The sequence below is a fragment of the Anaerotaenia torta genome (assembly GCF_050433395.1).
Classification (GTDB): domain Bacteria; phylum Bacillota; class Clostridia; order Lachnospirales; family Lachnospiraceae; genus Mobilitalea; species Mobilitalea torta.
On record NZ_JBNPXH010000012.1, the window covers coordinates 1 to 12,335 of the forward strand.

Sequence of the window (12,335 nt, forward strand, 5' to 3'; positions counted from 1 at the left end):
CAAGCTGCATAAAGTCTGAACATTGACAACTGAATAACTGCCAGGTATTGAATTTTCAAGGTGCATAGCTAAAATTTATGTGCGAAGTTTGAGTTCATAAGATAAGATCTCCTTATTTTTATAAGAGGGGTATTGCAAATCCTCCGTTAAGGCTTTGCAATACCCTCCATTCTATATAGCGATATCCTGTATACTGGTACTCTGATTCTTATTGGCCTTCTTCGCCTTCTTCGCCTTCCGCCTTGCCGGAATTAGCCAGTATGTTCTCATAATCCTGCAGTGATCTTGCCTGAGCATCTTCCACGGACATCTTTTCATCAAAGATATTGGTCCAAACATCACGAAGAGGATCCCACATATAATTACCTTCCTGGATTACAGGCATTGCATGGGAATAAGCCGCCTGGCTTAAGAAGCCCTGGCTGATGATATCATCGTTCAGTCCCGGTATTGAATTAGAATCCTTCACAGCCGGGATCTTGCCCAGAGTGTTATACACTGCATTCATAACCTCGTCGCTGGTGAGGAATCTCAATAAATTCATCGCGGCATTGGGATAATTGGTATAAATGTTCATACCGGTAACCTGTACGCCGGAGAAAGTGACAGGCTGCTGGTCATTGCTGAATCTGGGTATCTTGCCTGCTCCGTAGATATCGGAAACCTTGCTGTCCGCAGTTAATCCGAACTTGCCCGTCTCAATCCAGTCAGCGAAATTCTTCTTGATATCAGAAATCACCCAAGGACCGCTGAAGGTGATAGCCAACTGACCCTTCTGGAAGCGTGCCGGTCCCTGATCCCAGCCCATGTCCTGAATGGTGGCCAGGCCGGGGAACAGCTTGGAGCCGTCCTTATTGCCGTACCAGTCACCGGTAACGGCTTTGATGGCGGAAGTAACCTGAGGGGAAGTAATATCAAACTTCGTCGGATCGTTGTTATCCGCACCAAATACCCGGTATCCATCTCTGGTTAAAAAGAAATAGTTGTGGTAGGCATCATACAGCTGCCAGGCCAGAAGGGTATGCTTATCTTCTACCGCTGCCCCTGCATCGCCTTCGCTCTCAAAACGATCAGCAAGGAAGGGAATCTCCGCTCCGGTTCCTGCAAAATTATTGCCCCAGGCAGCAATTCCGGACAACAGCTCTTCCAGGTAGATCTCTTCCCTTTCAATCTGCTCCAGCAGATTGGATGCCGTGAGCTGCAATTTGGTGGGAAGGGTGGGAAGAGCGGCAAGAATCTGCTTGTTATAAACCAGAGCTACATTCTCCACGCTGGAGGGAACCGCATACATATTATCCTGATACAAGGTTACTGCAGTCGCAGAATCCTGCATAAGGTCTTTAAAATAAGTCTCATCACTTTCCGGAATCTGGAAGAGCAGCCCGGCCTCTCTCATATCAACCACACTGTTATGAGGAATATAAAACACATCGGCACCTAAGCCTGCCGGGCCGTCCAGCTTCATCTTCGCTGCCGTATCCGTGGAGCCTACATTCTCATAGCTGATGGGTACATCGGGATACTTTGCACTCCAGAGCTCAATCAGCTTCTCTGCATACGGATCGTTATCCGTCCAGAATTTCACTTCTGCATTCTTCTCAAATACATATTCCTGTTTGCTCTCATCCCATTTCAAATCATCTGCAAATTTGGCTGTCACCTGTTTCTTACAGCCGGCCATGGAAAAAATCATAGCGATTACAAGGAATACAACTACCAATTTTTTCATTTCATATCCTCCCTGTTAAATAAAATAGTATTAATAGGTTTATCGGTATACCTACTTTTAGATTATCACCAGTTTTGTGTATTGTCAACAGTTTTTTGTATCTTTTTTTATATATTTATCCACTTTTCATATAATGCATTTTATATAATTTATTTTACATTGCTATTTTGACATAAATGGTTTATAATATTTTTTAAACACTTTTATTTTTACAGGTAATAAAGTTTACCGATATACTTCATTCGCGTAGGAACGCGGCACTCACTTCCATCCCGCATATTCCGTTTCTATCCAACAGATGAGTGATAAACTATTACGAATTTTTCATTTTATTTCTGGCTTGGGGCTTGTAAAAACCTATGGTATCAATAATAATAAAGATGGAGGAAGATATCATGTCAACTATAAAAGAAATTGCATCAGAAGCCGGCGTCAGCGTCATGACTGTTTATAATGTCATCAACGGTAACCACAGCAAGGTATCTGACAAGAATATTACTTTGATCCAGGAGCTGATCAAAAAGAAGAACTATGTTCCGAATCTGTCAGCGAAAAGTCTGACCATCAAATCGACAAAGATCATCGGTGTCATTATTCCTCTGGACGCAGGAGATTATAATTTTTTTAAAGATCCCTATCTGAGTGAGTTAATCGGAGTCGTAGAGCATTCCGTCAGAAAGAAGGGCTATTATGCCATGATTCGTTCCGTGAGCCGCGCTTCCGATATATCCGCGCTGCTAAAGACCTGGAATATGGACGGGGCTGTTTTCCTGATGCCCTATTATGACAGGATTGTTCATAAAATATTGACCAGCAACCATCTGCCCATGGTCTTTCTGGACAGCTATACGGATTACCCGGATATATTGAGCGTTGGAATCAATGATTATAAGGGCGGTTATATTGCTACCAAGTATCTCATCGGCATGGGACATAAGAAGATTGCTTTTGCCGGTCCCATCGAGGACGAGGGTGTGGATACCGTTGTAAACCAGCGTTTTCTGGGCTACAAAGCCGCGCTGAAGGATGCGGGGATCGAATTCCAGGATTCCTTCGCCTATGCCACCATGCCGGTCTACGATACCGGTGTCACCGTGGGCCGCGATATCAGCGAGCGCAGGGGGGAGATCACAGCCGTATTTGCAACGGCGGATATTATGGCAATCGGCATCATGGAAGGTGCCCGCAGAAACGGATATGTCCTTCCCAAGGATCTGTCCATCGTCGGCTTTGATAATATTGAAGCCGCCATTTTCTCAAGCCCCAAGCTCACCACCATCTCCCAGAACATTGCCAAGAAAGCGGAATGTGCCATTGACCTGCTGATGCGGCAGATTGATGAGGAGCCGATACCGGAGAAAAGGATACTCCTGGATCTGGAGATTATCGAACGTCAATCTGTAATTCCCCTGACGTAAAAGAAAAGAGGTGTCAGGCACCCCCAGGGTGCCTGACACCTCTTTTCTCTTTTCTTTTCTCTCTTCTCTTTACTTCAGTTCTGAGATTTTCATCCTGCTATACTTATATTCCTCCTGAAGCTCTCCATAAGGATCCGGCTTCGAGGATTTGCAGTAATAGATGTATTCTCCTTCCGCATCAATCGCGTTGGCAAGGTAGTAGCTTCCCTCGAATTTCAAGGCAGATTGATCCTGAAGATCAATCAGATAGGTCTCAATCGGGTCCTCATCGCAGTCAAAGACCACCTTAAGATAATTTCCGGCCAGCCTTCCTCTGCTGAAATAAGCAGCCGGATTAATTCCCTCGATCTTAGCCGCGTCTAAAAACAGACTCTGGCCCTCCCCATCCGTTCCGATGGAATAGATCTTTGTTTCATCCATGCCGTAATATACACGGGAAGCATCCGCCCCAAGGATAACCAGATCACTGACAAACCAGCCAATGCCCCAGTCTTCCGCCTCTTCCTTCGTAATGCTGTAAAGGGTCACAGCCATATGATTCTCTATCTTCTTCAGCATCGCTTCCTGCTCCCCGGCAGCCACAAAGAACATTTCTTTCCCGTTGGATTTCAAATTATAAATATCCTGCTCCGCATGGATTTCCATCTTATTCTTTCCGTCAAAATCTATATAATACAGCCGATCCATGGTATCCTGCCCATCCAGTTCCGCATTGGAGCTTTTATTAATATAATAAATACCATCCTTCAGCATGGCTGCCTCAAGGCTGTCGATCGATTTTATCTTGACCAGTGTCTTCTTCTCCGCCTTACTGCTAATCCGAATTACCTCCCTGGCCTTTCTGTCCAGCGCGATCACATCCTCATCATGGATTCCCAGTATCGTCGCCTTTCCTTTGAAAAGTCTGATGTTATTCTTCCCATCCACTCCAACCCGGTAGATGTCACCGTCAGCATGGTAGTACAGATTGCTTCCCTTCAGGTAGATTTCACCTGTATCTAAATAAGCATGGGTGATATCCGAGTTGTTGCCCTGGATTGTAATAATTTCCGTCTCCTTCGAGGTTTTCAAATTTCTTGCGGTAATTACCGTCCGCGTCTGGGTTCCGGTCTTATAGAACAGATAATCCCCCTGGCGGAGCGCTGTCGCTGCGTGAATCACCTTCTCCGAGGGAACGAAATCATGGAGCGGTGACGGCTCTGCAGTTGGCGCCGGCTTTTCTGTCGGCGCCGGTGCCGCTGTCACTCCAGGCTTTTTTGTCGGAGCCGGAGTCAGGGTAGGCTTCGGGGTCAAGGCCGGTGTTACCGTAGGATCCGGCTTCTGAGTCAAGGCCGGCGTTAAAACAGGATCCGGCTTCTCGCCCTCTGCAGGCCCTGAAGTCACCTCCGGGCTCCGGGTTGCAGCAGGCTCCTGTTCTGCCGCCGTAGGTTCTGATGAAGGGGGATCCGAAGGCTGATTCTGCCCTCCCGGCCCTTCTTCCTCCTGTCTATTACATGCCGCGGCTGTCATGAATAACAGAAGCAACAGACATAACAATCCTATTTTCTTTATTTTCCTGTTTCCTTTGAATTCTCTCATCATCACAACTCCTCCATATGCTCTCTACTGATTACAATATGAAACAGCCCGAATCATTGCCATTTCATATTGTAATCCGACGTGTGTATACTGCATAATCCTGTTGTATATTAGACGAGGCTCCCTATCAAAAGGATCCATTAATAAATTCTTCGGCTGATTTTTTAAAAACCTGCGGTCAATGTGACCGCAGGCCTTCTCTTTTCCTTAATCCTGCCGGCACCGGCTGATTAATCCGATACCCGTATATCACCGCTCACTGAGCGCAATGCCAGTTCACTGCTCTGACTGCCGTAGGTATAGGTACCGCTTTTCAGATTTCTCTGACGAACATCCTGATAATTGATATGCAGCTCTCCGGAGGTCGTTTTAGATTCGAGAGAGTATCCGCCGCCGTTATTCCCCAGCTTAACATGAACATCCCCGCTGATGCTGTTGGCTTCCAGCGCAATATCCCCCTTGGATCTCACTTCGACACTTCCGCTCTTGGAGCTTGCATGGCATCTCTTCAGACTGCCCTGCACCCGGATATCTCCGCTGGCACTGCAGGCACTCAACCCATCACCGCTGACATCAGGAAGCTCAATATCACCGCTGACACTGCTGACATCGGCATTGCTCATGGCGAATTCCTTCACGCAGATATCTCCGCTGGTGCTTCTGAGCTTGCACTCCTTCCCCTTTATTGCGGCAATATCCAGATCTCCGCTCAAGGAGCTGCTGTCAATAATATCCGCATTCAGATTGCCCGCGCTCACATCGCCGCTGGTGCTTTTCAGAGACAGAAACTTGACATCGAGATCTCTTACCTCCACATCGCCGCTGGTGGTATCGGCATTCAGCCGGACGCTGCTGCAGCTCTCCAAATTGATATCCCCGCTGAAGGCTTTGATTTTAATATCTGCCGCACCGATCCGGGCGGCTGAGATATCGCCGCTGGCCGTGGTTACCGTAAGGCGGTCCGGATTTACATCAACCGCCTCGATGTCACCGCTGGCTGTTTTGACATTGACATGGCTCATGTTTTCGGGTATCTCCGCATGAATAACAATGGATTTCTGCTTCAGGTTAAATAAAAACACTGATTTTCCAACCCTGCGAATTCCTGCGTAAACCGTATTCCCTTCCTTATAGCTGTAGAATTCATACATCTGCCTCTGCCTGTCATTCCCGTTATTCTCATAATCGAGATTGATCCTCTGATTGGAGGATCTGGAAAGCGTAACATTGGCACAGAGACCGTCAATCACCAGATTCATGCCTTTGCTGCTCTTGTCTTCGTTCAGCTCTTCTTCATCCACTTCTCCCTGTGCGGTCTCCACCGGCTCTTCCCCATCGTTCACGCCGGAGAATGCCGGACCTTCAGCAGCTTCCCCTGTGACTTCATCAGAGGAAGACCCAGCATCAGAAGCCTCCTCACCGGCTGCATCAGCGTCATTGCCTGCCGGATCCTTCTCTGCTTCTTCCGCCTCCGTATACTCGCCGTCATCCACATGATCCTTCCCTGCTTCCGCCGGTTCAGGATCGGCATCATAGCTTCTTGATACATTCTCACTGAAGCCTTCCGCATGTCTTCCGCCCTGCTCAGAATCTCCGCCCTGGCCCTTAAAATAACTGTCAGTAAATTTATTGATGGAGGAGGTTGCCTGATCCAGGGTGCTTTTTAAGGCATTTCCAATCTCGAATACATCAATTTTACTAATGGCATCCCCTGCCGAATCCAGGGCACTATTGATGGCACCCCCGATTTTCTCCCCGTCCAGGTTAAGAATTCCGCCATGCCATTCCTTCGATTTCCTGCTCTTATCTCCTGAAGCGTTCCCGGCAGAGCCTTTCCCGGTATCTCCATAGACCTCTTTGATCTCCTGGACCAGATCCTCTATCTTGCCCAGCTCTTCACAGATCTGCTCTTCACTCTTGCCGTTCTCCATTCCCACCTGGAAATGCTCTTCATAATCCGATATGATCTCATTCATCATATCTTTGTCGGTATCCCTCAAGGCTTCTTTCAGTGCGCTCAAATATTCCAGCTTATTCATACCCATCCTCCTATTCTATAATATCCTGTACAACCTTAATGAATTCCAGCCATTCTTCCTTCTGGGCCGCCTGCCGTTCTCTTCCCTTATCCGTCAGATGATAATATTTTCTGGCTGGCCCCTCCCCGGATTCTACTAAATAAGTTTCTACATACGCATCATCCTTGAGGCGCTTTAAGATCAGATACAGGGTTCCTGTGGATATCACCATCTGCTTGGATATCGCATCGGTTAACTCATACCCGTAACGGTCTGCCTCTACCAGTTTTGAAAGTACACATAATTCCAGTACTCCCTTTTTGAATTGTGCATTCATATGTCAGCTCCTTTCCGCTTGGCCCGCAAGCCGGTTTTCTTCCATGGGCACCGTAATCCATCACGCTTCCTGCTTCATGGAAAAGTTTCATTACAATTATTATTGTCTTATTTTTATTGTTTGATACATTATATCATTAACTATTATATAATGCAATATAGTATTTATAATTTTATATTATATTCAGATTTATAGTTACAGTTCACAGGGCAGTCAGTGATAGAACCGGAAATACAGGCATATGATGAAATGGTTACTTTGTTTTCTCAGAAGGAAGATCGACATGAAACAAGTAAAAATCATGGTGCTCAGTAAAAAGAAAATTAAAAAAACTCTTCTCATCATAACCGCTTCCATCACCGGTGTCTATCTGCTTGTCTCCTTATATTTTATGAATCACTTTTATTTTCATACCATCGTTAACGGCGCCAACCTCTCACTGAAGTCCCATGACCGCGCGGTCAGGGCCATAAACCAGTTCTTAGGGGATTACCGGCTCCTGCTGACAGAACGGGACGGCGCCTCAGAGACAATATCGGGCCGGGAGATCAGGCTGCAATATAATGAAAGCACATCCCTCTCTCAAATCCAAAAGGTACAGAAGCCCCTTCTGTGGCCTGCCTCTCTTTTTAAAAACAATACCCATCAGATAAGTAATCTGTATTATTACGATCCCTCCCTGCTGAACCACAAAATCCAGCGGCTGCAATGCAATAACAAAAAAATAATTGAGCCTCAAAATGTGGATTTTATTTATACCGGCAGCTCTTATGAAGTCATCCCGGAGCTGTACGGCAATCGCATCAACTCCGCCTCCCTGCTTCAGGCCATCCATCAAGCACTGTCCGAAGGACGCCCAAATCTGGATCTGGATGAAGCGGATTGTTATGTAAATCCCAAATATACCATTCATTCGCCTAAAACCTCACAGACAAGAAAACTCCTGAATCAATATGCCTCCTCCAAAATAACCTACCAATTCGGCAGCGCGGAGGAGTATCTGGATGGGAGCACCATTAACCAATGGCTGAGTGTGGATGAGAATCTGGAGGTGATGATTAATAAAGACGCTATTGATACATATATCACCATGCTGAGCAAGAAATATAACACCGTCGGTATCCCCAGGGAATTTCTAACCTCTACCGGGAAAAAGGTAATATTAAAAGACGGACTGTACGGCTGGAAGATCAACCGGGAAGGTGAGGCCGAAGCTCTCTATTATAATATCAAGCGCGCGGAAACAATTCATAAGGAACCGGTCTATTCACAGACCGCGGCCTCCAGGGAAGGCAATGAGATCGGGAATACCTATATCGAGATTAATATCACCCGGCAGCACCTCTGGTTTTATAAGGACGGTAAGCTCGTCATCCAGGGCAGCGTTGTTACAGGGAATCCAAACAGAAACAACGCTACGGTACTGGGGGCCTATATGCTTAATTACAAACAAAAAGGAGCCACCTTAACCGGACCAGGGTATGAGGCACCGGTGACCTACTGGATGCCCTTCTTCGGCAATATCGGTGTACACGATGCTTCCTGGAGATCCCGTTTCGGAGGGGAGATTTATAAAAGAAACGGTACCCACGGATGCGTGAATGCCCCTATCTATCTGGCAAGAACCATTTTTGAGAATATTGAAGAAGGAACCCCCGTGCTTGTCTATGAGGAAGATAAATAGCACAGGGGGAGGAGATTGTCTATATCATGGCAGCCAGCTGCCTGGAAATCGTATTGCCCCAGAAGATTCCTTTATGGGTAAGGCGGTAATCCTCACCTTCTTTGATCACATAATCCTCTTGGATCAACTTTTGAAGTATTTGCCCGTAAGCAGAGGAATCCTGATATAGACCGGTGTTCCGGGGCAGATATCCGGTCTGCAGGTCGCCCTTGAACAGGACGGTCTCCCTATAAGCGGCATTCATCAGCATGCCCTTTCTGTCCTGAAAATGAACTACAGAATCCCGGTACTCCTCCAGACGGATGGGATTCATGATTCCCAGGCCGAAGATGCTGCCCCCAGCTCCGGCCCCCAGGGGAAGGGTATCCGCTCCCCGGTGGCGGTTCATAATGTATTTATACGGATCCCGGCTTACCATTTTAGTCAGCTCCAGGAAGCGGTAACCCCTGCTCTCCATGGTTTTTGCGATGTAAAAGAACATCTTTTCATCATTTTCCAGCCCCTGGGTTTCGGATATTCCCGTTTCCTTCATATTGATCAAGGAATACATGGAAAAGCCGTCCAGGTCAAGGGAAGTGATTTTATCCAGATCCCTCTCCAGATCTTCCATCCTCTGTCCGGGATAATTATAGATCAGATCCATGCTGACTGTGGCAAAGCCTTCTTTTTTCAAGTATTGCAATTTGTCATAAGCCTGCCGCCCGCTGCCAACCCGGTTCATCCCCCTTCTCCCTTCCTCATGGAAGGTCTGAATCCCTACGGAGAACCGGTTCACCCCTTCTTCCCGGAACATGGCGATCTTATCTTCGGTCAATTCGGTGACGGTAGTTTCTATGGTGAATTCCCCGTCTTCTGTAAATCGAAAATTCTCCTTCAATGCTCTCAGTATCTTCCTCAGTTCTTCTCTGGGGAGGGTGGTGGGCGTGCCGCCTCCGAAGTATACCGCGTCAAATACCTGCTCCTGCACCGCCGGATAAGCACCGTACCGGCGTATCTCTTCCGCAATCCAGTCCGCATACTCCTTATGGGGCTCCTGCAGGCTCCTTCTCATATTGCAGAAGCTGCATATCTTACTGCAGAAGGGAACATGAATATAAATTGTGCCCGGCTGCTTTCCCGTACATCCTTCCCGGGATAAAATATCGGTCAGCTTTCTCGGACCTGAGAGATATTTTTCCCCATCCGCCATGGCACTGTGATGGGTTTTTAATCTGGTATTAAACATGATTAGCCTTTAACCTTTCTCGGAACAGCTCTGCCCCATGGGCGATATCCAACGGACTGGGATGGTTTTGGGCCACCTCGTAACGCCTTCTCTTTTCATCATTAATAGCATGGGGGTTATCGGCAGGCAGCTTTTCAAACATGGCAATAATTTTCTCACTCAGCTTACCCTGGCATACATATTTTGCAATTACCTTGTTTTTTTCTTTTATTACATTTTCCCCGTTGATCAGTGAATTCCAGCCGTGTTCCGTATCCGGCCAGAAGCCCAGGGTTGCAAAGAGACCCACCTTTTTGCCCTCAAGCTTCTCCAGGAATGCCCTGGCTTCCTCATTAGGACCGCCCTTATCAACCCAATATCCTGCAAGAACCACATCGTAGGAATCGGTCCCTGTTACTTCCTTCATGGGCATAATCTCCTTAGAGTCCGCAGCAATTCCCTCATAGATACCTTCCGCCAGCCTCTTTGTATTTCCTGTGAGACTGGAATATGTAACTAAAACTCTCATCGTATCCCTCTTTTCTTAATAATTCGTCATTGTTCTATTATTCGTCATTATTCTGCTTCCCGGCTTATCCTGCTCACCCGAGGCCCGGGCAGCTCCCTCCTGAAAGAGGCACCATATAGGGGCATTGATTCTGATCACACCACCGGATCATGGACTTAATTCCGTACACCTCTTCCAGCCTGTGCTCCGTAATTCCTTCCCTGACCGGCCCGTCGAAGACGATGCTTCCGCTCTTCATGATGATCACATTGTCACTGAACTGAATCGCCTGGTTAATGTCGTGAAGAACCATAACAATCGTCAGTTCCAGCTCTCTGTTCAGCTCCCGGATCAGGTTCAGTATCTCATACTGATAATAAATATCCAGATAAGTGGTCGGCTCGTCCAGAAACAAAAGCTCCGTCTTTTGAGCCAGTGCCATGGCAATCCAGGCTCTTTGCTTTTCTCCTCCGGATAACTCACTCATCTTTTTACAGCGCAGCTCCCCCAGCCGGGTCACGGTAAGCGCCCAGTCTATCATCTCCTCCTCTTCTTCATCATGATTATTCCAAAAGCTCTGGTAAGGAGTCCTTCCGTATCGTACCAGCCTCTCCACGGTAATATCGCCCGGCGCGTCATTTTGCTGGTATACAATCGCCACCTTTTCTGCAATGGTCCGCTGCTTATAGGACTTCAGATCCCTGCCCTCCAGCAGGATCTTTCCGGCAGCGGGCCGGAGCTGGCGCGCAAAAAGGTTCAGCAAGGTGGATTTCCCGGAGCCGTTGGGCCCGATAATGGTGGTAATCCGGCCTTTTCCTATCTTCGTATGCAATTCCTTCATAAAGGGCTTTACCCCATATTGAAAGGTAATCTGCCTAGCTTCCATAAGAATTCCCTCCCTTCCGCAGCAGGTAAAGGAAGAACGGTCCTCCGAGAACGGACATGATCACGCCCACGGGAATTTCATAGGGAGCTGTTATGGTTCTTCCCACCGTATCTGCCATTACTAAGACAAAGGAGCCAAGAATGGCGGAGAAAGGGATCAACACTCTGTGATCCGATCCCATCAGCAGTCTTGCCACATGGGGAACCACCAGGCCGATAAAGCCGATCACACCGGTGTAGGCCGTAGAGATTCCCGCAAGAAATACGGCAATGGTAGAAATAATAATCCTCTGCAGATTCGGATTCATTCCCAGGCTTTTGGCGTTTTTATCCCCCAATGCCAGCAAATTGCAGCTCTTCGCCATGGGCATTGCCAGTACCAGACCGACAGCCGTGTATATAACCATTAGCTTGACTTCATTCCAGCTTTTCTTTCCCAGATTGCCGTTCAACCAGCTTAATACCCCGGCCAGGCTCTCACTGTTGAGAATGGAAATCATACTGCTGACTCCCCCCAGCATGGAATTCACCGCCACACCTGCCAGAATAATTCTGACCGCCGTAATCCCCTTCTTCCAGGCCAGGGAGTAAATCATAATACAGGCCAGCAGCCCTCCCACAAACCCATACAAGGGAATCATATGGGAGGTCTGGGGAAAATAAAGCAGGATAAGCATTACTACGACACTGGCTCCCGATGAAATACCGGTAATTCCCGGATCTGCCAGGGGGTTTCTCATAACCCCCTGCAGAAGAACCCCGGCGACGGACAGGTTGGCTCCCACCAGCACTCCCATGATAACTCTGGGAATACGGATGGTTCGTATAATTCCTGCACTTCCCGTATCCTGCGTCATTATTCCCCGAATAATATCCCGGAAGGGAACCGTGACGCTGCCCACGGACACGGCAAAGAGGATGCCCAGCACCAATAATATACTTACAATTATAAATGCACTTACTTTTTTCATCTC

Annotated in this window: 10 protein-coding genes; 2 read left to right on the forward strand and 8 right to left on the reverse strand. The window is 47.4% G+C overall.

Going from position 1 to position 12,335, the window contains the following annotated elements; translation table 11 throughout:
* Nucleotides 1-208: 208 nt before the first annotated feature.
* Nucleotides 209-1,729 carry an extracellular solute-binding protein gene (locus tag HNQ56_RS17930; protein WP_429149046.1) on the reverse strand — a complete coding sequence of 507 codons (1,521 nt, stop codon included), beginning with the start codon at nucleotides 1,727-1,729 and terminating at the stop codon, nucleotides 209-211.
* A 395-nt stretch (nucleotides 1,730-2,124) separates the two neighbouring features.
* Here HNQ56_RS17930 and HNQ56_RS17935 point away from each other — a divergent pair, with 395 nt between their 5' ends.
* Nucleotides 2,125-3,147, forward strand: coding sequence for a LacI family DNA-binding transcriptional regulator (locus HNQ56_RS17935; RefSeq protein ID WP_429149048.1), 1,023 nt, complete (start codon nucleotides 2,125-2,127; stop codon nucleotides 3,145-3,147).
* A 69-nt stretch (nucleotides 3,148-3,216) separates the two neighbouring features.
* On the opposite strand, the gene HNQ56_RS17940 is transcribed toward HNQ56_RS17935, so the two are convergent.
* The 3 genes from HNQ56_RS17940 to HNQ56_RS17950 form a co-directional block, all read right to left on the reverse strand.
* Nucleotides 3,217-4,728, reverse strand: a complete 1,512-nt coding sequence (locus HNQ56_RS17940; RefSeq protein ID WP_429149050.1) for a DUF5050 domain-containing protein — start codon at nucleotides 4,726-4,728, stop codon at nucleotides 3,217-3,219.
* A 227-nt stretch (nucleotides 4,729-4,955) separates the two neighbouring features.
* Nucleotides 4,956-6,764 carry a DUF4097 family beta strand repeat-containing protein gene (locus tag HNQ56_RS17945; protein WP_429149052.1) on the reverse strand — a complete coding sequence of 603 codons (1,809 nt, stop codon included), beginning with the start codon at nucleotides 6,762-6,764 and terminating at the stop codon, nucleotides 4,956-4,958.
* Nucleotides 6,765-6,774: 10 nt separating this feature from the next.
* Nucleotides 6,775-7,080 carry a PadR family transcriptional regulator gene (locus HNQ56_RS17950; protein WP_429149053.1) on the reverse strand — a complete coding sequence of 102 codons (306 nt, stop codon included), beginning with the start codon at nucleotides 7,078-7,080 and terminating at the stop codon, nucleotides 6,775-6,777.
* A 283-nt stretch (nucleotides 7,081-7,363) separates the two neighbouring features.
* Between HNQ56_RS17950 and HNQ56_RS17955 the strand changes: the two genes are divergently transcribed.
* A complete protein-coding gene (locus HNQ56_RS17955) occupies nucleotides 7,364-8,764 on the forward strand; it encodes a L,D-transpeptidase family protein (protein ID WP_429149055.1) in 1,401 nt (466 codons plus the stop codon).
* Nucleotides 8,765-8,783: 19 nt separating this feature from the next.
* On the opposite strand, the gene HNQ56_RS17960 is transcribed toward HNQ56_RS17955, so the two are convergent.
* From HNQ56_RS17960 to HNQ56_RS17975, 4 genes are all read right to left on the reverse strand, one after another.
* On the reverse strand, nucleotides 8,784-9,989 hold the full coding sequence (locus HNQ56_RS17960; RefSeq protein WP_429149057.1) for a coproporphyrinogen-III oxidase family protein: 1,206 nt from the start codon (nucleotides 9,987-9,989) through the stop codon (nucleotides 8,784-8,786).
* Nucleotides 9,982-10,497, reverse strand: a complete 516-nt coding sequence (locus HNQ56_RS17965) for a flavodoxin family protein (RefSeq protein ID WP_429149059.1) — start codon at nucleotides 10,495-10,497, stop codon at nucleotides 9,982-9,984. The genes HNQ56_RS17960 and HNQ56_RS17965 overlap by 8 nt, the downstream gene beginning before the upstream one ends.
* 73 nt (nucleotides 10,498-10,570) lie before the next feature.
* Nucleotides 10,571-11,362 carry an ABC transporter ATP-binding protein gene (locus HNQ56_RS17970; RefSeq protein WP_429149060.1) on the reverse strand — a complete coding sequence of 264 codons (792 nt, stop codon included), beginning with the start codon at nucleotides 11,360-11,362 and terminating at the stop codon, nucleotides 10,571-10,573.
* Nucleotides 11,352-12,332 carry a FecCD family ABC transporter permease gene (locus HNQ56_RS17975; RefSeq protein ID WP_429149062.1) on the reverse strand — a complete coding sequence of 327 codons (981 nt, stop codon included), beginning with the start codon at nucleotides 12,330-12,332 and terminating at the stop codon, nucleotides 11,352-11,354. The genes HNQ56_RS17970 and HNQ56_RS17975 overlap by 11 nt, the downstream gene beginning before the upstream one ends.
* Nucleotides 12,333-12,335: the final 3 nt, after the last annotated feature.